Consider the following 23,398-nt stretch of genomic DNA (forward strand, 5'->3'; position numbering starts at 1 on the left):
CATCGCCGACGGCATCGTCGAGCAGATCATCCGCCCGACCGGCCTGATCGATCCCGAGATCGTCGTCAAGCCGACGAAGGGCCAGATCGACGACCTGCTCGAGGAGATCAAGCGCCGCACCGAGCGCGACGAGCGCGTGCTCGTCACGACGCTGACGAAGCGCATGGCCGAGGAGCTCACCGACTTCCTCACGGAGGCCGGCGTCCGGGTCCGCTACCTGCACTCCGACGTCGACACCCTGAGGCGCGTCGAGCTCCTCTCGGAGCTGCGAGCGGGCGTGTACGACGTCCTGGTCGGCATCAACCTGCTGCGCGAGGGGCTCGACCTGCCCGAGGTCTCGCTCGTGGCGATCCTCGACGCCGACAAGGAGGGCTTCCTCCGCTCGTCCACGTCGCTCATCCAGACGATCGGCCGTGCGGCGCGCAACGTCTCGGGCGAGGTCCACATGTACGCCGACAAGGTGACGGACTCGATGCGGCTCGCGATCGACGAGACCGACCGCCGACGCGAGAAGCAGGTCGCCTACAACCTCGACCACGGTATCGACCCGACGCCGCTGCGGAAGAAGATCGCCGACATCACCGACGCCCTCGCCCGCGAGGGGGCCGACACCGCCAAGCTGCTCGCCGGGCGCGACGCCAAGAAGAAGAGCCCGACGCCGAACCTGCGCCGACAGGGTCTCGCCGCGAACGGCGGCAACGACCTCGAGGCGATCATCTCCGACCTCAACGGGCAGATGCTCCAGGCGGCGGGCGAGCTCAAGTTCGAGCTCGCGGCCCGGCTGCGGGACGAGGTCCAGGAGCTCAAGCGCGAGCTCCGCCAGATGGAGAAGGCCGGGCACCTGTCCTGATCGGGGGCGCTGATCCGCAAGGGGAGGGGCCCGCGGATCAGCGCCCAGCGAACGCCACGGGCGATGTCGGTGGCTCCGCATACACTTTCGGAGTGTCGATCCTGAACGCCGTTACGGACCCCTCCTCCACCCCCTCTCCCTCCTTCCACCGCTTCGTCTCCTCGCTCGACGAGTCGTCCTCGAAGCTGGTGGTGAGCGGCGCGCGGGTGCACAACCTGCAGAACGTCGACCTCGAGATCCCGCGCGACTCGATGGTGGTGTTCACCGGTCTCTCGGGCTCGGGCAAGTCCTCCCTGGCCTTCGACACGATCTTCGCGGAGGGCCAGCGGCGCTACGTCGAGTCCCTCTCCGCGTACGCCCGCCAGTTCCTCGGGCAGGTGGACCGGCCGGACGTCGACTTCATCGAGGGCCTCAGCCCCGCGGTCTCGATCGACCAGAAGTCGACGAACCGCAACCCGCGCTCCACCGTCGGCACGATCACCGAGATCTTCGACTACATGCGTCTGCTCTGGGCGCGCATCGGCGTCCCGCACTGCCCCATCTGCAGCGAGCGGATCTCCGCGCAGACCGTGCAGCAGATCGCCGACCAGCTGATGGAGCTCGAGACCGGCACCCGCTACCAGATCCTCAGCCCCGTCGTCTCGCAGAAGAAGGGCGAGTTCGTCGACCTCTTCAAGGAGCTGACCGCGGGCGGCTACTCCCGCGCCATGGTGGACGGGAAGCTCGTCCAGCTGAGCGAGCCGCCGGTGCTCAAGAAGCAGTACAAGCACGACATCTCCGTCGTGGTCGACCGGCTCGTGGCCGGCCCCGACATCCTCGGGCGCCTCACCGACTCGCTCGAGACGGCCCTGCGGCTCACTGACGGCATCGTGCAGATCAACTACGTCGACGGCGAGGGCGACGGCGCCTGGACCACCTACTCCGAGAAGCTGTCCTGCCCCAATAACCACCCGATCTCGCTGACCGAGATCGAGCCGCGGACCTTCTCCTTCAACGCGCCCTTCGGCGCCTGCCCGGAGTGCTCGGGCCTCGGCACGCGCATGTCGGTCGACGACGAGCTGCTGCTCGGCGACCCCGACCTGAGCATCGCCGAGGGCGTCATCATCCCCTGGACCACCCAGGGCAAGGGCCTGTTCCAGTACTACGAGAAGCTGCTCGACGGCCTCTCCCGCGACCTCGGCTTCACGCTCACCACCCCGTGGAAGCGCCTCAGCACCGAGGTGCAGCAGGCCGTCCTCCACGGCGACAACTTCGAGGTCAAGGTCAAGTGGAAGAACCGCTACGGCCGCGAGATGAGCTACACCTCGGGCTTCGAGGGCGTCGTGCCCTACATCGAGCGCCAGTTCGTCCAGGCCGAGACCGACGTCCAGCGCACCCGCTGGTCCGAGTTCCTCCGCGAGGTGCCCTGCCCCGTGTGCAAGGGCTCCCGCCTCAAGCCCGAGGTGCTCGCCGTGCTCGTGCACGGGGCGAGCATCGCGGACGTGGCCGACCTCAGCCTCGGCGACGCCCAGGACTTCATGAGCCGGCTCGAGCTGACCGACCGCGAGGCGCACATCGCCGCGCAGGTGCTGCGCGAGATCCGCGCGCGCATCGACTTCCTCATCGAGGTCGGGCTCAACTACCTCAACCTCTCGCGCGCCGCCGCCTCCCTGTCGGGCGGCGAGGCGCAGCGCATCCGCCTGGCGACCCAGATCGGCTCCGGGCTGACCGGCGTGCTCTACGTGCTCGACGAGCCGAGCATCGGCCTGCACCAGCGCGACAACCGCCGCCTGATCGACACCCTCATCAAGCTGCGCGACCTGGGCAACACGCTGATCGTGGTCGAGCACGACGAGGACACCATCCGCACCGCCGACTGGATCGTCGACATCGGCCCGGGCGCCGGGGTCAACGGCGGCAAGGTCGTGCACTCCGGCTCCTACGAGTCGCTGCTCGAGAACACCCACTCGCTCACCGGCGACTACGTCTCGGGCCGCAAGGCGATCGAGGTCCCGAAGAAGCGGCGGAAGATCGACCGCAAGCGGATGATCAAGGTCGTCGGGGCGAACGCCAACAACCTCCGCAAGGTCGACGCGGAGTTCCCGCTCGGCACGTTCGTCGCGGTCACCGGGGTCTCCGGCTCCGGCAAGAGCACCCTCGTGAACGACATCCTCTACCGCGTGCTCGCCAACCAGCTCAACGGCGCCCGCAAGGTGCCGGGCAAGCACACGCGCGTCACCGGCCTCGAGAACCTCGACAAGGTCGTGCACGTCGACCAGAATCCGATCGGCCGCACGCCGCGCTCGAACCCCGCCACCTACACGGGCGTGTTCGACCGCATCCGCAACCTCTTCGCCGAGACCACCGAGGCGAAGGCGCGGGGGTACCTGCCCGGCCGCTTCAGCTTCAACGTCAAGGGCGGCCGCTGCGAGGCCTGCTCGGGCGACGGCACCATAAAGATCGAGATGAACTTCCTGCCCGACGTCTACGTCGCGTGCGAGGTCTGCGGGGGAGCGCGCTACAACCGCGACACCCTGACCGTGCACTACAAGGGCAAGAACATCGCCGAGGTGCTCGACATGCCGATCGCCGAGGCGGCCGACTTCTTCGAGCCCATCACGGCGATCCACCGCTTCCTCCGCACGCTGGTGGAGGTGGGCCTCGGCTACGTCCGCCTCGGGCAGAGCGCGACCACGCTCTCCGGCGGCGAGGCGCAGCGCGTCAAGCTGGCGACCGAGCTCCAGCGCCGCTCCAACGGCCGCAGCGTCTACGTGCTCGACGAGCCGACGACGGGCCTGCACTTCGAGGACGTCCGCAAGCTCCTCCTCGTCCTCAACGGCCTGGTCGACAAGGGCAACACGGTGATCACCATCGAGCACAACCTCGACGTCATCAAGTCGGCCGACTGGCTGATCGACATGGGTCCCGAGGGCGGCGCCGGCGGCGGACAGGTGGTCGCGGTGGGCACCCCCGAGCACGTGGCGAAGGTCGAGGGCAGCCACACCGGCATGTTCCTCGCCGAGATCCTCGGCTGACGCGAGCGAGAGGCATGGCGCAGACAGTCGACTTCCGGCCGAAGCCGGGTGAGATCCCGACCCTCCCGGGCGTGTACCGCTTCACGGACGCCCGGGGGCGGGTGCTCTACGTGGGCAAGGCCAAGAACCTCCGCGCGCGGCTGAGCAACTACTTCGCCCCGCTGCCGAGCCTGCACGAGCGCACCCGGCGGATGGTCACCTCGGCCTCCGGCGTCGAATGGACCGTCGTCGGCACCGACGTCGAGGCCCTGCAGCTCGAGTTCACCTGGATCAACGAGTTCGATCCACCCTTCAACGTCAAGTTCCGCGACGACAAGTCCTACCCCTACATGGCGGTGACGCTCGGCGACGAGGCCCCGCGGGTGATGGTCACGCGGAACGCCAAGATCAGGAAGGCCCGCTACTTCGGGCCCTACCCCAAGATCTGGGCGATCCACGAGACGATCGACCTGATGATCAAGGCGTTCCCGATCAGGACCTGCAACGACTCCAACTACAAGCGCGCCATGCAGAGCGGCAAGCCCTGCTTCGCGTCGCAGATCGGCCGCTGCGGCGGGCCCTGCTCCCACCGCGTCACCTTCGCCGAGCACCGCGAGATGGTCGACCGCTTCGTCGCCTTCATGGGCAGCCACGACCGCCGGATGATCGGCGAGCTCGAGAAGGAGATGCGCGAGGCCGCGGCGGCGATGGAGTACGAGCGCGCGGGGAAGCTGCGCGATCAGGCCGCCGCCCTCGACGCGGTCCTCGCCAAGAGCGCGGTCGTGCTCAAGGACAACGTGGACGTCGACCTCTACGCGATCGTCCACGACGAGCTCGCCGCCTCCGTGCAGCAGTTCCGGGTCCGCGGCGGGCGCATCCGCGGCGAGCGGGGCTGGGTCGTCGACAAGGAGCTCGACATGAGCACGGCGGAGCTCGTCGACACGGCACTCCAGGCCGCCTACGAGACCGGCGACGTCCCGCCCCGGGAGGTCGTCGTGCCGGAGCTGCCCGAGGACACCGAGGCGCTCGAGGAGTGGCTGAGCGGACTGCGCGGCACGAACGTGCGCCTCCGAGCGGCCCAGCGCGGAGACAAGGCCGCCCTCCTCGAGACGGCGACGCAGAACGCGAAGCACTCGCTGATGCTCTACAAGACCCGCCGCTCCGCCGACTTCACCGCTCGGACGCAGGCCCTGGAGGACATCCGCGACGCCCTCGGCATGAGCGAGGCGCCGCTCCGGATGGAGTGCTACGACGTCTCCCACCTCAGCGGCACCAACATCGTCGCCTCGATGGTGGTCTTCGAGGACGGGCTCGCGCGGAAGGACCAGTACCGGCGGTTCTCCATCGCGGAGTCGACGGACGACACCGAGTCGCTGCACCAGGTGCTCACCCGCCGCCTCGCGTACCTCCGCGAGCCGGTCGAGCCCGCGGCGGTCGACCCCGAGACCGGCGAGGCCAAGCGGCGCAAGTTCTCGTACCCCCCGCAGCTGCTGATCGTCGACGGCGGCCAGCCGCAGGTCGCAGCCGCGCAGCGCGCGCTCGACGAGTCCGGGGTGACCGGCATCACCCTCTGCGGGATCGCCAAGCGCCTCGAGGAGATCTGGCTGCCGGACTCCGACTTCCCCGTCATCCTGCCGCGCAACAGCGATGCGCTCTTCCTCTTCCAGCGCATCCGCGACGAGGCGCACCGCTTCGCGATCACCCACCAGAGGACGCGTCGCAAGCGCGACATCTCGTCGCAGCTGGCCGAGGTGCCCGGGCTCGGAGGCACGCGAGTCCGCGACCTGCTGAAGCACTTCGGATCCGTCGCCCGGCTCCGCGAGGCGGGCGAGGCCGAGATCGCCGAGGTCAAGGGCATCGGCCCGACGCTGGCGGGCGCGATCCACGCGCACCTGCATCCGGACGGGTCCGCCGTCGGGGGCACGCCCTAGGCTGGAGGCCCGCGCTCCGGGGGAGAGCGGCCGGTGCCCGGCACCGAGGACACGAGCAGACACGAGCACGGAGAGCGCATGAGCAGGGAGAGCGAGCAGCAGGACGTGCTGATCGTCACGGGGATGTCCGGAGCGGGCCGGTCCACGGCCGCGAACGCGCTGGAGGACCTCGGCTGGTACGTCGTCGACAACCTGCCGCCGCAGATGCTGCGCCCGCTGGTCGACCTGGCGCAGCGTGCGGGGGACACGCTGCCGAAGATCGCGGCGGTCGTCGACGTCCGCGGACGCGACTTCTTCGAGGACCTCGGCGACATCGTCCGCGAGCTGCGCGCCGGGGTCGACCTCCGAGTGGTGTTCCTCGAGGCCACCGACGCCGCGCTCGTCCGCCGCTTCGAGCAGGTGCGCCGTCCGCACCCGCTGCAGGGCCGGGGGACCCTCCTCGACGGCATCTCCGCCGAGCGGACGCGACTCGCTCAGTTGCGGGAGTCGGCCGACATCGTCATCGACACCTCGGACCTCAACATCCACCAGCTGGCCACCAGCATCACCGAGCGCTTCGCCGAGGCCGGCCGCGCGGGCCTCCAGGTCACGGTGATGAGCTTCGGCTTCAAGTACGGGCTGCCGACGGACGCCGACATGGTGGCCGACGCGCGGTTCCTGCCGAACCCGTACTGGATCCCGGAGCTGCGTCCGCACACGGGTCTCGACGAAGAGGTGAGAGACTACGTGCTGGCCCAGCAGGGCGCCGAGGAGTTCATCGACTCCTACTCCCGGGCCCTGCGCCCCGTGCTCGACGGCTACCAGCGCGAGAACAAGCGCCACGCGACCATCGCGATCGGCTGCACGGGAGGCAAGCACCGCTCCGTCGCGGTCGCGGGCCGTGTCGCGGCCCGTCTGGCCGAGCTGCCGGGCGTCGCCGTCAACGTGGCGCACCGCGACCTCGGCCGAGAATGATCCCCGCGCGCTCAGCCGCGCACCCGACGTAAGGAAGACTCCGTGGCCCTCACCGCAGACGTCAAGGGCGAACTGGTCGCGATCGTCTCGCGCAAGAACACCGTCCGTGCCGCCGAACTGGCGACCATCCTCCGCTTCTCCGGAGGACTGCACATCATCTCCAACCGCCTCGCGGTCGAGGTCGAGCTCGACTCCGCCCCGCTCGCGACCCGCGTGCGCCGCGACCTCGCCGAGCTGTACGGCGTCCGCAGCGAGGGCAGCATCGTCTCGGCCGGCGGATCCCGGAGGACCACGAGCTGGCTGGTGCGCGTCGTCGAGGGCGGGGACACCCTCGCCCGGCAGACCGGCCTCCTCGACCAGCGGGGCCGGCCCGTCCGCGGCCTGCCCAACCGCCTCACGACCGGCTCCCGCGAGGAGCTCGCCGCCCTGTGGCGCGGCGCCTTCCTCGCCCAGGGCTCGCTGACCGACCCGGGCCGCTCCGCGGCGCTCGAGATCATCTGCCCCGGCAACGAGGCGGCCATGGCGATCGTCGGAGCCGCCGGACGCCTGGGAGTCCAGGCCAAGTCCCGCGAGGTGCGCGGCGTCCACCGGGTCGTCATCCGCGACGGCGAGAGCATCAGCGCGATGCTCACCCTGATGGGCGCGACCGCGACCGTCGCGAGCTGGGAGGAGCTGCGCCAGCGCCGCGAGGTGCGGGCGACCGCGAACCGCCTCGTCAACTTCGACGACGCGAACCTCCGCCGCTCCGCCCAGGCCGCCGTCGCGGCGTGCGCCCGCGTCGAGCGCGCGATGGAGATCCTGGGCGACGACATCCCCGAGCACCTCCGCTACGCCGGGCGCCTGCGCCTCGCCCACCGCGACGCGAGCCTCGACGAGCTCGGCCACCACGCCGATCCGCCGATGACGAAGGACGCCGTCGCCGGCCGCATCCGCCGCCTCCTCGCGATGGCCGACAAGCGCGCGTCCGACCTCGACATCCCGGGCACCGACGCGAACCTCCCGGCAGAGCTGCAGGACCTGTAGGCCCGGCCGCACGGCGCGCCCCGCCCGGCGAACGCTGAGTGTCTCCTGGTCGAACAACGCAAGCCCTCCGAACGCGGAGGGGCCCCCTCGCTAGACTGACCGGGTCGCTCAGGACACTCCCGGCCCTCCTCCTCCGCCTCGCGGAGGACGCCGAGACGCCGGCGGGTCGCACGGGAGCGACGACCACGAACAGGAGATCGCACATGGCTGACTACACGCTCGCCGAACTGCCCTACGACTACTCGGCCCTCGAGCCGAACATCAGTGGGCGGATCATGGAGCTCCACCACGACAAGCACCACGCGACGTACGTGGCCGGGGCGAACACCGCCCTCGCCTCGCTGCAGGAGGCTCGCGACAGCGAGAACCTTGCGAACGTGAACAAGCTCCAGAAGGACCTCGCCTTCAACCTCGCCGGTCACGTGAACCACACCGTGTTCTGGAACAACCTCTCGCCGGACGGCGGCGACAAGCCCGTCGGCGAGCTCGCCGCGGCCATCGACGACAACTTCGGGTCGTTCGACAAGTTCCGCGCCCACTTCACCGCCTCGGCCCTCGGCATCCAGGGCTCCGGCTGGTCGATCCTCGCCTGGGACTCGCTCGGCGAGAAGCTCATCATCGAGCAGCTCTACGACCACCAGGGCAACCTCGCCGCGGCGACCGTCCCGGTCCTCCTCCTCGACATGTGGGAGCACGCCTTCTACCTCGACTACGTCAACGTGAAGGCCGACTACGTCAAGGCGTTCTGGAACATCGTGAACTGGGCCGACGTCTCCGCGCGCTTCGAGAAGGCCCGCGAGAAGACTTCGGGCCTGCTGCTACTGTCGTAGCGATCTCGGCGTCCCGGGCCCCGCGTCCGGGACGCCCTGTCGTCGGCTTCCACCCCTCCACTGCACCGTCGAGGTGCCTTTCCTCACCAGGAGATATCTGTGTCCGTCAAGATCGGCATCAACGGCTTCGGCCGTATCGGCCGTAACTTCTTCCGTGCAGCCCTCGCCAAGGGCAGCGACCTCGAGATCGTCGCGGTCAACGACCTCACCGACAACAAGGCCCTCGCGCACCTCCTGAAGTACGACTCCATCACGGGCCGCCTCGACGCGACCGTCGAGCTCGACGGCGACCGCATCGTCGTCAACGGCAAGCCGATCATCGTCCTCGAGGAGCGCGACCCCGCGAACCTCCCCTGGGGCGAGCTGGGAGTCGACGTCGTCATCGAGTCGACCGGCCGCTTCACCAAGTCGGAGGACGCGCGCAAGCACATCACCGCGGGTGCCAAGAAGGTCATCGTCTCCGCTCCCGCCACCGGCAGCGACGTCGCGACCCTGGTCCTCGGCGTGAACGAGAACACCTACGACCCCGCGACGCACGACATCATTTCGAACGCGTCCTGCACCACGAACTGCCTCGCGCCGCTCGCCAAGGTGCTGCTCGACAACTTCGGCATCGAGCGCGGCCTGATGACCACGGTCCACGCCTACACCGCCGACCAGAACCTCCAGGACGGCCCGCACAGCGACCTGCGTCGCGCCCGCGCCGCCGCCGTCAACATCATCCCGACCTCGACCGGTGCCGCCAAGGCGCTCGGCCTGGTCATCCCGGAGCTCGTCGGCAAGCTCGACGGCTACGCCCTCCGCGTCCCGGTCCCGACCGGCTCGATCACCGACCTCACCGTCGAGCTGACCAAGCCCGCCACCGTCGAGGAGATCAACGCGGCGTACAAGGCGGCCTCCGAGGGAGACCTCAAGGGCATCCTCAAGTACACCGAGGACCCGATCGTCTCGAGCGACATCGTGACCGACCCGCACTCGTCGATCTTCGACGCGGGCCTCACGAAGGTCATCGGCAGCCAGGTCAAGGTCGCCTCCTGGTACGACAACGAGTGGGGCTACTCCAACCGCCTCGTCGACGTCACCGAGTTCGTCGCCGGCAAGCTCTAAGGGCTGCGCGCAGTGACGTTCCGCACTCTGGACTCACTGGGCTCCCTCGCAGGCAAGCGCGTCGTCGTCCGCTGCGATCTGAACGTCCCCCTGAAGGACGGAACGATCACGGACGACGGCCGCGTGCGCGCGTCGGTGCCCACGCTCCAGCGTCTGGTCTCCGAGGGCGCCCGAGTCGTGGTCGTGAGCCACCTCGGGCGCCCCGAGGGGAAGCCCGAGGCGAAGTACAGCCTCGCTCCCGTCGCCGCCCGCCTCGGCGAGCTGCTCGACGCTCCGGTGGCCTTCGCCGAGGACACCGTCGGGGAGGCGGCCTCGGCCGCCGTCGACGCCCTCGAGGACGGCCAGGTCGTCGTCCTCGAGAACCTCCGGTTCAACGCCGGCGAGACGAGCAAGGACGAGGCCGAGCGCCGCACCTTCGCCGAGAAGCTGGCCGCCTACGGTGACGCCTTCGTCTCCGACGGGTTCGGCGTCGTGCACCGCAAGCAGGCGAGCGTCTACGAGCTCGCCGAGCTTCTCCCCAGCGCCGCCGGCACGCTGATCGCGGCCGAGCTCGAGGTGCTGGAGCGGCTCACCGAGAAGCCCGAGCGCCCCTACGCGGTGGTCCTCGGCGGCTCGAAGGTCTCGGACAAGCTCGGCGTGATCGAGCACCTGCTGCCGAAGGTCGACTCGATCCTCATCGGCGGCGGAATGCTCTTCACCTTCCTCAAGGCCCAGGGCCACGAGGTCGGCGCCAGCCTGCTGGAGGCCGACCAGGTCGACACCGTGCTCGGCTACCTCGCGAAGGCGAAGGAGCTGGGTGTGGAGATCGTCCTGCCGACGGACGTCGTCGTGGCGTCGGAGTTCGGCCCCGGCGCCGAGCACCAGGTCGCCTCGGCTGACGCGATCGAGGGCACGCCCTTCGGTGAGAAGGGCCTCGGCCTGGACATCGGACCGGACACCGCCGCGCACTTCGCCGAGATCATCGCGGCGTCCAGGACGGTGTTCTGGAACGGCCCCATGGGCGTCTTCGAGCTCGAGCCGTTCGCGGCGGGTACCAAGACCGTCGCGCAGGCGCTCACCGAGGTCGACGGTCTCAGCGTCGTCGGCGGAGGCGACTCCGCCGCGGCCGTCCGCGCCCTCGGGTTCCGCGACGACCAGTTCGGCCACATCTCGACGGGAGGCGGAGCGAGCCTCGAATTCCTCGAGGGCAAGCGCCTCCCCGGACTGGAGGTCCTCGGATGGTAGACACCACCGCCCGCACCCCGCTCATCGCCGGCAACTGGAAGATGAACCTGGACCACCTCCAGGCCATCGCCTTCGTGCAGAAGCTGGCGTGGAGCCTCAAGGACGCCGATCACGACTTCGACGGCGTCGAGGTCGCGGTGTTCCCGCCCTTCACGGACCTCCGGCCCGTGCAGATCCTCGTCGACTCGGACAAGCTGCCGCTCAAGTACGGCGCGCAGGACGTCTCGAAGTTCGACAGCGGCGCCTACACCGGTGAGATCTCGGGTCAGTTCCTGAAGCAGCTCGACTGCGACTACGTGATCGTCGGCCACTCGGAGCGTCGCACGCTCCACGGCGAGACGGACGCGGACATCGCCGCCAAGTCGGCTGCGGCCGTCAATCACGGCGTCGCTCCGATCATCTGCGTCGGCGAGACCGCGGAGGACCTCGAGAAGCACGGCCCGTCGGCCGTGCCGGTCGCCCAGCTGAAGGAGGCCCTCACCGGCCTCCCCGCGGACGCCGACCTCGTCGTCGCCTACGAGCCGGTCTGGGCCATCGGCTCCGGACAGGCCGCGACGCCCGAGCAGGCCCAGCAGGTCTGCAAGGCGCTCCGCGGTGTCGTCGCCGACGTCCTCGGCGCCGACACCGCCGCGAAGACCCGCATCCTCTACGGCGGCTCCGTGAAGTCCGGCAACATCGCCGGCTTCATGCGCGAGCCCGACGTCGACGGAGCACTCGTCGGAGGCGCCAGCCTCCAGGTCGACGAGTTCGCGGCGATCGCACGATTCCGGAACCACGTCGGGGTCTGAGCTGCTGCGACGAGAGGGCGGGCCCATCGGGCCCGCCCTTTCGTCGTCCACGCCGCTCCCCGCGCGGCGTGGCGCGGTCGGCTTCGCGACGGGGCGCGGTTCCGAGAGCGGGATGCGTTCGGCTACGGCGATCCGCTCGGACGCGGATCGCCGGTTCGCCTCGCTGTCGTCCACGCCGCTCCCTGCGCGGCGTGGCGCGGTCGGCTTCGCGACGGGGCGCGGTTCCGGGAGCGGGATGCGTCCGGCTACGTCGATCCGCTGGAACGCGGATCACCGGTTCGCCTCGGAAGATCCCACACCGGCTTCGCGCGTTGGCCGGTGCGGTGCTGTCGGCTCGTCGCGGGGTGCCCTCCGAGAGCGTGGCGCGTTCGGCTCGATCGGTCCGCTGGTACGTGGATCACAGCCTCGCGGTCCGGCGACTGAAGAGGTTGTCGAGGGCACCGCGACGAGGCCACCCGCTCCGCCCCTCGACGGACACTCCTATACATCGCCCCGAACACGGGACGACGCATTCCTCGCGGATTCGCAGGCGCCGTTATACTCGTCGGGGCGCGCAACGCGCCAGAACTTCGAAAGGTACCGCGTGGACATCCTCCAGGTCGTGCTCCAGGTCATCCTGGGCATCACGAGCCTCCTGCTCACCATGCTGATCCTGCTCCACAAGGGGCGCGGCGGCGGTCTGTCCGACATGTTCGGGGGCGGAGTCACCTCCAACCTCGGCGCGTCGGGCGTCGCCGAGCGCAACCTGAACCGCATCACCGTGATCCTGGGCGTCGTCTGGCTGGCCTGCATCGTGGTGCTCGGACTCATCACCAAGTTCACCACCGGAGCATAGGGGTACTCGCAATGGCATCAGGCGGCAGTGCAATCCGCGGTTCGCGCGTCGGCGCAGGACCCATGGGCGAGCAGGACCGGGGCTTCCACGCGGAGCGCGTCGCGGTCTCCTACTGGGACGCTCTCGGCAACGAGACGGTGCGCCACTTCTCGGCGGCCCTCCCCGAGGACGAGATCCCCGAGGTGATCGACTCCCCGCAGTCCGGTCTCCCCGCGGGCCGCGACCGGGCGAACCCGCCCCAGGTCGCGAAGACCGAGCCCTACAAGACGCACCTCGCCTACGTGAAGGAGCGCCGCACCGAGGCCGAGGCGGCTCAGCTCCTCGAGGAGGCGCTGCAGCAGCTGCGCGCCCGACGAGGCACCGCGACCCCGTCCTGATCCTCACCGCACGACGAACGACGGAAGGCCCGCCCCCTCAGGGGACGGGCCTTCCGTCGTTTCCGGACCGGGCTCAGTAGCTCGGAGCGATGAGCGACTCGGGGACCTCGGCCGCTGCCTCCTGGTCGACGAAGAACACCGTGCGCTTGCGACCGAACGCGCCCGACGCGGGCACCTCGTTCGTGCTGGCACCCGCGAGCGCGAGGCCCAGGGCCGAGGCCTTGTCGGCGCCGGCGAGCACCATCCAAATGCGGTCCGACTGGTTGATCAGCGGCAGCGTGAGGGTGAGGCGCTCGGGCGGCGGCTTCGGAGAGTTGCGGACGGCGAGGACGCCGGGCGTCGTGGAGCGGATCGCGGAGCGCTCGGGGAACAGCGACGCGATGTGCCCGTCCGGCCCGACGCCGAGGAAGGTGATGTCGAAGCGCGGGTAGTCGCGCCCCTCGGAGGCGTGCTCGCGCAGCTCCGCGTCGTAGGCAGCGGCGGCGCCGTCGAGGTCCAGGCCCTCGTCCGAGGCCGGGTAGGAGTGCACGTTCGCCGCCGGCACATCGAGGACGCTGAAGAGGTCCCCGGCCTGGACGTCGTTGCGGTCCTCGTGGCCGCGGGGCACCCAGCGCTCATCGCCCCACCAGAAGTGCACGCGCGACCAGTCCACGTTGCCGGCGGCGGAGGAGGAGCCGATCTCCTTGAGCGTGGCGGCTCCCATCGTCCCTCCGGTGAGCACGACGTTCGCCGAACCCAGGTCGTCGAGGACGTCGATCGTCTTAGTGAGGAACCGGGCGGCGACCGAGCCGGCGAGGGTCTGCTTGTCGCGGTGGACCAGCACGCGGCGTTCGGTGGTCATCTCAGGGGACTCCTTCGGGTTCGGGTGCCGATCGGCGGGGTTCGGCTCCGTGTCGGGAAGCTCTGAGGTGCGGGCGCCCTGGACGGGCGCCCACACCTCAGGAGGCGCTGCGGGCCTCGGCCTTCTCAGTGAGCATGTCGACCCCGCGCGAGATCACTTCACCGTACAGGTCATCCGGGTCGAGCCGGCGCAGCTCCTCCGCCAGGCAGTCCCGGAGGCTGCGGCGGGGGAGCGAGATGTCGTGGACCGGCTGATCGGGCTGCGTGAGCGTCGCGACGTTGGGCACCGAGCGCTCGAGCTCGATCACTCCGGAGTCGCGGATGAGCCGGACGCCGTGGATCCCGCTGGACCCGGTCGCGCTGATCGTGAGCTCGTGGTCGACGGGGATGTCGAGCTCGAGCTGCAGCCAGGCGGCGAGCAGGATCGTGGAGGGGGAGTCGGGCGCGCCCGAGACCTCGACGGCCGTGATCGGCTCGTAGGGCGGCTGGTCGAGCACGGCGGCGAGCTGCGCGCGCCAGAGGGTGAGGCGGGTCCAGGCGAAGTCGGTGTCGCCGGGGGCGTAGGTGGACGCGAGGTGGTGCAGCGCTTCCGCCGGGTTCGACTGGGCCGACGCGTCGGTGATCCGCCGAGTGGCGATCCGGCCGATCGGGGACGCGGAGGCGTTGTCCGGAGCGCTGTTCGGCCACCAGGCCACGACGGGGGCGTCGGGGAGGAGCAGGCCCGTGACCAGGCTCTCCTCGTCCTCGGCCGCGTCTCCGTAGGGACGGAGCACGACGACCTCGCTCGCGCCGGCGTCGCCTCCGACCCGGATCTGCGCGTCGACCCGCGCCGTCGCGTCGACCGGGACCGTGGTGGTGCCGTCGTCCTTCGAGACCACGATGACGCGCATCGGGTGCTCGCGCGACGCGTCGTTCGCGGCCTCGATGGCCTCCTCCTCGTGACCCCGCGAGGTCGCGATGATGAGGGTGAGGACGCGGCCGAGGGCGACGGCGCCGCCCTCCTCGCGGATCTTGACGAGGGTCTTCGAGACCTCGCTCGTCGTGGTGTCGGGCAGATCGACGATCATGGACGCCTCCAGGTGCGGCCGTCGCGGGCGAGGAGCTCGTCGGCGGAATCGGGGCCCCAGGTTCCGGGGCGGTACTGCTCGGGCTGGCCCTGCGTGGCCCAGAACTCCTCGATCGGGTCGAGGATCTTCCAGGACAGCTCGACCTCCTCGTGCCGGGGGAAGAGCGGCGGCTCGCCCAGGAGGACGTCGAGGATGAGGCGCTCGTAGGCCTCGGGGCTCGCCTCGGTGAACGCGTGGCCGTAGCCGAAGTCCATCGTCACGTCGCGCACCTGCATGCCGGCGCCGGGCACCTTCGAGCCGAAGCGCATGGTGACGCCCTCGTCGGGCTGGACCCGGATGACGAGCGCGTTCTGGCCCAGCGACGTGGTCTGGCTCTCGGCGAAGAGCTGCTTCGGTGCCCGCTTGAACACGACCGCGATCTCGGTGACGCGGCGGCCGAGGCGCTTGCCGGCCCGCAGGTAGAACGGCACGCCGGCCCAGCGTCGGGTGCCGATGTCCAGGCGCATGGCGGCGTAGGTCTCGGTGGTCGAGGTGGGGCTCATGCCGTCCTCCTCGAGGAAGCCGAGCACCTTCTCGCCGCCCTGCCAGCCGCCGGCGTACTGTCCGCGGGCGGTAGAAGTGGAGAGGTCGGCGGGGAGGCGGACGGCCGCGAGGACCTTCTCCTTCTCCGCACGGAGGTCGGCCGCGTCGAACGAGATCGGCTCCTCCATGGCGGTCAGGGCGAGCAGCTGCAGCAGGTGGTTCTGGATGACGTCGCGCGCCGCTCCGATGCCGTCGTAGTAGCCCGCGCGCCCGCCCACGCCGATGTCCTCGGCCATGGTGATCTGCACGTGGTCGACGTAGTTCGAGTTCCAGAGCGGCTCGTACATCATGTTGGCGAAGCGGAGGGCCAGGATGTTCTGGACCGTCTCCTTGCCGAGGTAGTGGTCGATCCGGAAGACGGAGTCGGGCGGGAAGACCGACTCGACGACGTCGTTCAGCTCGCGGGCCGTCTTCAGGTCGCTGCCGAACGGCTTCTCGATGACGACGCGGCGCCACTGGCCGTCCTTCTGCTCGGCGAGGCCGGAGCTGCGCAGCTGCTCGGTGACCTGCGGGAAGGACTTCGGGGGGATCGAGAGGTAGAAGGCGAAGTTGCCGTTCGTGCCGCGCTCGCGGTCGAGGTCGTCGACGGTCGTCTTCAGGCGGGCGAACGCCTCGGGGTCGTCGAACTCGCCCTGCACGAACCGGATGCCCTGCGCGAGCTGCGCCCAGACCTCCTCGTGGAACTCGGTGCGGGCGTGCTTCTTCACGGAGTCGTGGACGACCTGCTCGAAGTCCTGGTCGTCCCAGTCGCGCCGGGCGAACCCGACAAGGGCGAAGCCGGGAGGCAGGAGGCCGCGGTTGGCGAGATCGTAGACCGCGGGCATGAGCTTCTTGCGGGAGAGGTCGCCGGTCACGCCGAAGATGACGAGGCCGCTGGGCCCGGCGATCCGGTTCAACCGGCGGTCGAAGCTCAACCTCAACGGGTTGAACTCGGGGGTGATGTCCACAGACATGTGCAGTGTCCTTCTGTGTGCCGGTGGGACCGGCGCACTGCTATCGGTGAGGGAGGGGGAGGAGCGGGCGGACCCGGCTGCTGCCCCGGGAAGTGGTCGCGGGACGACCGCGGGCACGCCGCCGCGCGCTCGAGAGCGCAGCGGCGGCGTGCCCGTCGGATCAGGTGTTGAGGGCCTCGAAGAGCGCCTCGAGGTCGGCCTCGGGGTCGGTCAGCGTGAGGGTCAGCACCGGCCGGCCGTGCTCGGCGAGCACGCTCGCGTCGCCGGCGGCCTGGGCCAGGATGAGCTGGCCGAACGTGAACGGGCTGTCCGGGATCTCGAGATCCACGTCGGAGCGCTCGGTGATCTGGAGGAACACGCCGGTCGGCGCCCCGCCCTTGTGGTACTGCCCGGTCGAGTGCAGGAAGCGCGGGCCCCACCCGAAGGTGACGGGGCGCTGGGCCTGCGCGGCGAGGAGGTCGCGCACGCCCTCGAGCTGCGGGAGCGCGAGGCGGTCGACGTACGCCTGGATCGAGACGTAGCCGCCGTCGCCCAGCTGGGCGAGGAGGCGGTCGACAGCGGCGGCGACGGTCGAGACGCCCTCGGTGACGCTGCTGCTGCCGGTGACCTCGATGCCCGCGTCGGTGAACGCGGGCGCCTCGGGCTCGGGGCGCTTCTCGAGCAGGGCCCGGGTCGCGACCTTCGCCGACTCGACGTCGGGCTGGTCGAACGGGTTGATGCCCAGGAGGCGACCCGCGACGGCGACGGCGTACTCCCACGTCAGCATCTGAGCGCCGAGCGAGCCGGAGAGGAGGATCTCGCCCTCGTGGCGGTCGCGCGGGAACAGGTGCAGCGCCGTGGCGTCCTCGACCAGGCGGACGACCTGCACGTCGGGCAGGTCCTCCGAGAGCTCGGGGGCCAGCGTGCCGAGGACGACGGGGAGGATGCCCGTGCCGTCCTTGCCGGTGGACTCGGCGATGAGCTGCTCCGCCCAGTCGGCGAAGCCGACGATGTCGGTCCCGTCGGCGACGATCGCGAGCTTGTCACGGCGCGGGCTGGTCGCGGCGATCGCCGCTCCGAGGATCAGGCCCGGGTTCTCGGGGGAGTCCACGGCGAGCCCGAGGGAGGCCTCGGCCGCCTCGTCGAGGAGGGCCTCGATGTCGGCGCCGGCGAGCCCGGACGGCACGAGGCCGAACGCGGAGAGCGCCGAGAAGCGCCCGCCGATGTTCGGGTCGGCGTTGAACACGCGGTAGCCGGCCTCGCGGGAGGAGGTGTCCAGGGGCGAGCCCGGGTCGGTCACGATGACGATGCGGTCGAGCGGATCGATGCCCGCCTCCGTGAACGCCTTCTCGTAGGCCTTCTTCTGGCTCGCGGTCTCGACGGTCGAGCCGGACTTCGAGGAGATGACGACCGCGGTCGACGCGAGCCGGTCGTTCAGGGCCGCGAGCACCTGGCCGGGCGCCGTCGAGTCGAGCACGGTGAGCTCGACGCCGGCGGTGCGGGTGATGACCTCGGGCGCGAGCGAGGAGCCGCCCATGCCGCCGAGGACGATGTGGTCGATGCCCTTGGCCTGGAACTCCTCGCGCAGGGCGAGGATCTGGGGGATCAGGGGGCGGGAGACGGTGGTCGACTCGGTCCACCCGAGGCGCTTGGCCGCCTCCTCCTCCGCCGCGGCGCCCCACAGGGTGGGGACCTGGGCGGTGATGCCGGAGGCGACCTCGTCGGCGACGAGCTCCGGGACGACGCGGTCGACGGCCTTCTCGGCGTCTCCGCTGACGTGGATCTGGATGGCCATGATCAGGCCTGCGCCTTCGCGCCCTCGAGCGCCGCGGTGACGGTGTCGAGCAGCTCGTTCCAGGAGACGATGAACTTCTCCACGCCCTCCTTCTCGAGCAGCTCGGTGACGTCGGCGTACGAGACGCCCTGCGCCGCGACGGCGTCGAGGACGGCGTTCGCGTCGGCGTACGAGCCCGTGACGGTGTCGCCGGTGATGACGCCGTGGTCGAAGGTCGCCTCGAGGGTCTTCTCGGGCATCGTGTTGACCACGCCGGCCGCGACGAGCTCAGTCACGTAGAGGGTGTCGGGGAGGTCGGTCGACTTGACGCCGGTCGAGGCCCAGAGGGGGCGCTGGCGGTTGGCGCCGGACTCCTGGAGCAGCAGGGCGCGCTCGGTGGCGAACGCCTCGACGAAGACCTCGTAGGCCAGCTGCGCGTTGGCGACGCCGGACTTGCTCTTGAGGGCGCGGGCCTCGTCGGTGCCGACGGCCTCGAGGCGCTTGTCGATCTCGGTGTCGACGCGCGAGACGAAGAACGAGGCGACGGAGTGGATGGTCGACAGGTCGATGCCGGCGTCCTTGGCCTTCTCGAGGCCGGCCAGGTACGCGTTGATGACGGCGCGGTAGCGGGCGAGCGAGAAGATCAGGGTGACGTTCACCGAGATGCCGGAGCCGATGACCTCCGTGATGGCCTCGAGGCCCTCGACGGTCGCGGGGATCTTGATCATCGCGTTGGGGCGGTCGACCTTGGCCCAGAGGGCCTTGGCCTGCTCGATGGTGCCCTGGGCGTCGTGCGCCAGGCCGGGCTCGACCTCGATCGACACGCGGCCGTCGTAGCCGTTGGTCGCGTCGTAGATCGGGCGGAAGATGTCGGACGCCGCGGCGACGTCGTCGGTGGTGATCTCGAAGACGGCGTCGGTCACCGAGGTGCCGGCGGAGGCGAGCTCGCGCACCTGGGCGTCGTAGGACTCGCCGTTGGTCAGGGCCGCGGCGAAGATCGTGGGGTTCGTGGTGACTCCGACGACGTTCTTCTCCTCGATGAGCTTCTGCAGCCCTCCGGTGGAGATGCGCGAGCGGGAGAGGTCGTCGAGCCAGATGCTGACGCCGGCGGCGGAGAGCTCTGCGGTGGGGGTGTTCTCGGTCATGTCTCTTCTTCTTCTGCGTAGGTGGTGCGTGGTGTGAGGGGGAGCCGCTGCTCCGACGGCGAAGGCCGCGTCCGTGGTGGACGCGGCCTTCGGGTCAGGAGGCTGCGAGCGACTCCTTGGCGGCGGACAGTGCCGCCTCGGTGGTGATCCCGAACTCGCGGAACAGGGTCTTGTAGTCGGCCGAGGCGCCGAAGTGCTCGATCGAGACGGAGCGGCCGGCGTCGCCGACGTACTTCTGCCAGCCCAGGCTCAGGCCGGCCTCGATCGAGACGCGCGCCTTCACCGAGGAGGGCAGGACCTTCTCGCGGTACTCGGCGTCCTGCTCCTCGAACCACTCGAGGGACGGAGCCGAGACGACGCGGGCGTTGACGCCCTCGCTCCTCAGGGCCTCGCGCGCCTCGACGGCGATCTGGACCTCGGAGCCGGTCGCGATGAAGATCACGTCCGGGGTGCCGCCCGGCGCCTCGGCCAGGATGTAGGCACCGCGGGCGACGTTCGCGGCGGAGGCGAAGGTCTCGCCCTCCGCGTCGCCCTCGCCGCGCTCGAACACCGGGATGTTCTGACGGGTGAGCGCGAGGCCGGCGGGGCCCTCGCGGCGCTCGAGGATGGTCTTCCAGGCGTAGGCGACCTCGTTCGCGTCGCCGGGGCGGACGACGTCCAGGCCCGGGATCGCGCGGAGGGTCGACAGCTGCTCGACCGGCTGGTGCGTCGGGCCGTCCTCGCCGAGCGCCACGGAGTCGTGGGTCCAGACGTAGATGGCCGGCGCCTTCATGAGCGCGGCGAGACGGACCGCCGGGCGCATGTAGTCGGAGAAGATCAGGAAGGTGCCGCCGAAGGGGCGGGTGTTGCCGTGCAGGACGATCCCGTTGAGGATCGCGCCCATGGCGTGCTCGCGGATGCCGAAGTGCAGCACGCGGCCGCCCTTCTTCCCGGTCCACTCGTGGGTCGAGAACTCCGTCGGGACGAAGGAGCCGGCTCCCTCGATCGTCGTGTTGTTCGACTCGGCGAGGTCGGCGGAGCCGCCCCACAGCTCGGGGATCACGCCGGCGAGGGCGTTGATGACCTTGCCGGACGCGGCGCGGGTCGAGACCTCCTTGCCGGGCTCGAAGACGGGGAGCGCCTCCTGGACGCCCTCGGGCAGCTCGCCCGAGAGGACCCGGTCGAGCAGCTCCTTCTTCTCGGGGTTCGCGGACGCCCAGGCGGCGAGCTGCTCGTCCCACTCGGCGTGCTGGGCCTGGCCGCGCTCGACGGCCTTGCGGGTGTGCTCGATGACCTCGTCGGCGACGTCGAAGGTCTTCTCGGGGTCGAAGCCGAGCACCTCCTTGAGTCCGCGGAGCTCGTCGGCGCCCAGGGCGGAGCCGTGGATCTTGCCGGTGTTCTGCTTCTTCGGCGACGGCCAGCCGATGATGGTGCGCAGGATGATGAGCGACGGCTTGTCGGTCTCGCCCTTCGCGGCCTCGATCGCGGCGTGCAGCTCGGCGACGTCCTCGTGGTACTCGCCGGTCTTCTTCCAGTCGACGACCTGGACCTGCCAGTCGTAGGCCTCGTAGCGCGCCTTGACGTCCTCGGTGAAGGCGATGTTGGTGTCGTCCTCGATCGAGATCTGGTTGGAGTCGTAGATGACGACCAGGTTGCCGAGCTTCTGGTGGCCGGCCAGCGAGGAGGCCTCGCTGGTGACGCCCTCCTGCAGGTCGCCGTCGCCGGCGATCACGTAGACGAAGTGGTCGAACGGGGAGGTGCCCGCGGCGGCCTCCGGGTCGAACAGCTCGCGCTCGAAGCGCGAGGCGTAGGCGAAGCCCACGGCGGAGGCGAGGCCCTGGCCGAGCGGCCCGGTGGTGATCTCGACGCCGTCGGTGTGGCCGTACTCCGGGTGGCCCGGGGTCTTCGAGCCCCAGGTGCGCAGCGCCTTGAGGTCGTCGAGCTCGAGTCCGTAGCCGCCCAGGTAGAACTGGACGTACTGGGTCAGCGAGGAGTGGCCGACCGACAGGATGAACCGGTCGCGGCCGATCCAGGTCGCGTCGGACGGATCGCGGCGCATGACCTTCTGGAACAGGAGGTAGGCGGCGGGCGCGAGGCTCATGGCGGTTCCGGGATGGCCGTTGCCGACCTTCTCGACCGCATCCGCGGCGAGAACCCTCGCCGTGTCGACTGCCTTCTCGTCAATGGATTCCCATTGCAGTTCTGACACTTGGTACTGACCCTTCTCGAGACGTGGGGCAGACGGGGACCGTCCGCCCTCTCGCATGGTGGAGCACGCCGCATGACGACTTCGACACGATGCTCCGGCGACGGCCCTCTCGGCCCCGTGCCGACGATCGTCGGGCGGGCTCGGGTGCGTGCCGGGCGCTCTGGCGAGCAGTCCCGAGTATACGGAGGGGGGTGCGCCGCTGACCGGGGGTTGCGTGGTCGCATATGTCTGCGTCCGATTGGACAAGCGTGCACGCCGGGCCCGGCTCCCGGACGGGCGCATTACACTCGTTCGGGATCATCGAATCGTTAGAGGAGCAATGGACGCAGTCGTGGAGACCACCGCCGTCGAGCGGGACGGGGCGTCGCCGACGACCCTCTCGCGCAAGGTGAAGGCCTTCGTCGCTCTGACGAAGCCGCGCGTGATCGAGCTGCTCCTCGTGGTGACTGCTCCGACGATGATCCTGGCGCAGGGCGGGATCCCGAATCTGCTGCTGGTCCTCAACGTCCTGATCGGCGGCGCCCTGAGCGCCGGGTCCGCGGGCGCGTTCAACTGCTACTTCGACCGCGACATCGACCGGATCATGAACCGGACGAAGAACCGGCCGCTCGTGACCGGGGAGATCTCGGACCGGTCCGCGCTCGTCTTCGCGACCACGATCGGCGTCCTGTCGATCGTCTGGCTCGGCCTCACGGCCAACTGGCTCTCCGCGGGGCTCTCGCTCGCCGCGATCCTGATCTACGTCGTGTTCTACACGCTCTTCCTCAAGCGCCGGACGCCGCAGAACATCGTGTGGGGCGGCATCGCGGGCTGCATGCCGGTGCTGATCGGCTGGGCGGCGGTCACCGGCTCGCTCGACTGGGCCCCCGTCATCCTCTTCTCCGTCATCTTCCTCTGGACGCCGCCGCACTACTGGCCGCTGTCCATGAAGTACCGGGACGACTATCAGGCCGCCGGCGTGCCGATGCTGGCCGTCGTGCGCGGACGCACGATCGTCGGGCTCCAGGTCATCCTCTACGCCTGGGCCACCGTCGCCTGCTCGCTCCTGCTGATCCCCGTCGCCGGCATGGGGGTGCTCTACACGGTGGTCGCGCTCGGCAGCGGAGTCTGGTTCATCGCCGAGACGCACCGCCTCTACAGCCTCGCGATCCGTCACGAGCACGTCTCGCCGATGCGGGTGTTCCACGGGTCCATCGGATACCTCACCCTGCTCTTCCTCGCCGTCGGCATCGACCCGCTGCTCCCCTTCTGATGGTGACGCCGTTCTCCTTGCTCGCCGAGCGGGTGACCCTGGGTCCGCGCGCACTGCGCTGGGGGACCACCGCGGCGCTCGTCGCGAGCATCCTGATCATCTTCTTCGGGGGCGTCGTCCGGCTGACCGGCTCTGGCCTCGGCTGCCCCACCTGGCCGGCGTGCGAGCCGGGCTCGCTCACCTCGACCCCCGAGCTCGGGATCCACGGCTTCATCGAGTTCACGAACCGCGCGTTCACCGGCGTCCTCGTGGTCGCGGTGGGCTGGGCGATCACGGCCGCGCGCCTGCAGAAGCCGCGCGACCGCACCATGACCCGGCTCGCCTGGTCGCAGTTCTGGCTCGTCGTCGCGAACGCCCTCGCGGGCGGCGCGACCGTCCACTCGGGCCTCAACCCGTACATCGTGGCCGGGCACTTCGTTCTCGCCATCGCCCTCCTCACCACCACCGCACTGACGTGGCACCGCGCCCACCGCTCGCAGTCCGTGGCCTTCGAGCCGGACCGCGCGACGCGGGCGCTCAGCATCGGGCTCGTCGGCCTGACGCTCCTCGTGATCCTCGTGGGGACCCTCGTGACGGGAACCGGCCCGCACGCCGGCGACTCCGCGGAGGTGCCCCGCATGCAGTTCCACTGGGAGAGCGTGACCGTCGTGCACGGCGTGCTCGGCACAGCGGTGCTCGTCGTGGGCGCCGCGCTGCTCCTGCGCCT

General features: G+C 70.2%; 19 protein-coding genes. 13 read left to right on the forward strand and 6 right to left on the reverse strand.

Annotated elements, in window-relative coordinates; all coding sequences use genetic code 11:
- The 11 genes from C5D04_RS14035 to C5D04_RS14085 all read left to right on the forward strand — a co-directional run.
- Positions 1-850: helicase-related protein (locus C5D04_RS14035; protein WP_181130051.1), on the forward strand; the 850-nt coding region annotated here is incomplete at its 5' end.
- 188 nt (positions 851-1,038) lie between these two features.
- Positions 1,039-3,864: an excinuclease ABC subunit UvrA gene (gene uvrA, locus C5D04_RS14040; RefSeq protein WP_244229661.1), complete on the forward strand. Its 2,826-nt coding sequence runs from the start codon at positions 1,039-1,041 to the stop codon at positions 3,862-3,864.
- 14 nt (positions 3,865-3,878) lie between these two features.
- Positions 3,879-5,774 carry an excinuclease ABC subunit UvrC gene (gene uvrC / locus C5D04_RS14045; protein ID WP_104268633.1) on the forward strand — a complete coding sequence of 632 codons (1,896 nt, stop codon included), beginning with the start codon at positions 3,879-3,881 and terminating at the stop codon, positions 5,772-5,774.
- A 78-nt stretch (positions 5,775-5,852) separates the two neighbouring features.
- The gene (rapZ, locus tag C5D04_RS14050; RefSeq protein WP_104347873.1) at positions 5,853-6,728 is read left to right on the forward strand and encodes an RNase adapter RapZ; all 876 of its coding nucleotides are present in this window, start codon (positions 5,853-5,855) and stop codon (positions 6,726-6,728) included.
- A 42-nt stretch (positions 6,729-6,770) separates the two neighbouring features.
- Complete coding sequence (gene whiA, locus C5D04_RS14055) at positions 6,771-7,751, forward strand: DNA-binding protein WhiA (protein WP_104221905.1); 981 nt, start codon at positions 6,771-6,773, stop codon at positions 7,749-7,751.
- A gap of 203 nt (positions 7,752-7,954) precedes the next feature.
- Positions 7,955-8,581 (forward strand): superoxide dismutase, encoded by a 627-nt coding sequence (locus tag C5D04_RS14060; RefSeq protein ID WP_104221907.1) that lies wholly within the window; start codon positions 7,955-7,957, stop codon positions 8,579-8,581.
- 99 nt (positions 8,582-8,680) lie between these two features.
- The gene (gap, locus tag C5D04_RS14065; RefSeq protein ID WP_104221909.1) at positions 8,681-9,688 is read left to right on the forward strand and encodes a type I glyceraldehyde-3-phosphate dehydrogenase; all 1,008 of its coding nucleotides are present in this window, start codon (positions 8,681-8,683) and stop codon (positions 9,686-9,688) included.
- A 12-nt stretch (positions 9,689-9,700) separates the two neighbouring features.
- Positions 9,701-10,912 (forward strand): phosphoglycerate kinase, encoded by a 1,212-nt coding sequence (locus tag C5D04_RS14070; RefSeq protein WP_104347874.1) that lies wholly within the window; start codon positions 9,701-9,703, stop codon positions 10,910-10,912.
- A complete protein-coding gene (gene tpiA / locus C5D04_RS14075) occupies positions 10,906-11,700 on the forward strand; it encodes a triose-phosphate isomerase (protein ID WP_104267318.1) in 795 nt (264 codons plus the stop codon). The genes C5D04_RS14070 and tpiA overlap by 7 nt, the downstream gene beginning before the upstream one ends.
- A 583-nt stretch (positions 11,701-12,283) precedes the next feature.
- A complete protein-coding gene (gene secG / locus C5D04_RS14080) occupies positions 12,284-12,535 on the forward strand; it encodes a preprotein translocase subunit SecG (RefSeq protein WP_104221915.1) in 252 nt (83 codons plus the stop codon).
- Positions 12,536-12,546: 11 nt separating this feature from the next.
- Complete coding sequence (locus C5D04_RS14085; RefSeq protein WP_055791968.1) at positions 12,547-12,912, forward strand: RNA polymerase-binding protein RbpA; 366 nt, start codon at positions 12,547-12,549, stop codon at positions 12,910-12,912.
- Positions 12,913-12,985: 73 nt separating this feature from the next.
- On the opposite strand, the gene pgl is transcribed toward C5D04_RS14085, so the two are convergent.
- From pgl to tkt, 6 genes are all read right to left on the reverse strand, one after another.
- Positions 12,986-13,753, reverse strand: a complete 768-nt coding sequence (gene pgl, locus C5D04_RS14090) for a 6-phosphogluconolactonase (RefSeq protein ID WP_104221917.1) — start codon at positions 13,751-13,753, stop codon at positions 12,986-12,988.
- A gap of 97 nt (positions 13,754-13,850) precedes the next feature.
- The gene (locus C5D04_RS14095; RefSeq protein WP_104232638.1) at positions 13,851-14,819 is read right to left on the reverse strand and encodes a glucose-6-phosphate dehydrogenase assembly protein OpcA; all 969 of its coding nucleotides are present in this window, start codon (positions 14,817-14,819) and stop codon (positions 13,851-13,853) included.
- Complete coding sequence (gene zwf, locus C5D04_RS14100) at positions 14,816-16,354, reverse strand: glucose-6-phosphate dehydrogenase (RefSeq protein ID WP_104225293.1); 1,539 nt, start codon at positions 16,352-16,354, stop codon at positions 14,816-14,818. Before zwf ends, C5D04_RS14095 begins: the two co-directional genes overlap by 4 nt.
- Before the next feature lie 160 nt (positions 16,355-16,514).
- A complete protein-coding gene (locus C5D04_RS14105; RefSeq protein WP_104347875.1) occupies positions 16,515-18,128 on the reverse strand; it encodes a glucose-6-phosphate isomerase in 1,614 nt (537 codons plus the stop codon).
- 2 nt (positions 18,129-18,130) lie between these two features.
- Positions 18,131-19,252 carry a transaldolase gene (gene tal / locus C5D04_RS14110; RefSeq protein ID WP_104221924.1) on the reverse strand — a complete coding sequence of 374 codons (1,122 nt, stop codon included), beginning with the start codon at positions 19,250-19,252 and terminating at the stop codon, positions 18,131-18,133.
- A gap of 94 nt (positions 19,253-19,346) precedes the next feature.
- On the reverse strand, positions 19,347-21,440 hold the full coding sequence (gene tkt, locus C5D04_RS14115; protein WP_104225291.1) for a transketolase: 2,094 nt from the start codon (positions 21,438-21,440) through the stop codon (positions 19,347-19,349).
- A 319-nt stretch (positions 21,441-21,759) separates the two neighbouring features.
- Here tkt and C5D04_RS14120 point away from each other — a divergent pair, with 319 nt between their 5' ends.
- Both C5D04_RS14120 and C5D04_RS14125 read left to right on the forward strand, forming a co-directional pair.
- Positions 21,760-22,692: a heme o synthase gene (locus C5D04_RS14120; protein WP_104232635.1), complete on the forward strand. Its 933-nt coding sequence runs from the start codon at positions 21,760-21,762 to the stop codon at positions 22,690-22,692.
- A gap of 2 nt (positions 22,693-22,694) precedes the next feature.
- Positions 22,695-23,398, forward strand: a 704-nt coding sequence (locus C5D04_RS14125; RefSeq protein ID WP_181137722.1) for a heme A synthase, incomplete at its 3' end; no start/stop codon positions are given.

Source organism: Rathayibacter sp. AY1D2 (assembly GCF_002932695.1).
In the GTDB taxonomy this organism is placed as follows: domain Bacteria; phylum Actinomycetota; class Actinomycetes; order Actinomycetales; family Microbacteriaceae; genus Rathayibacter.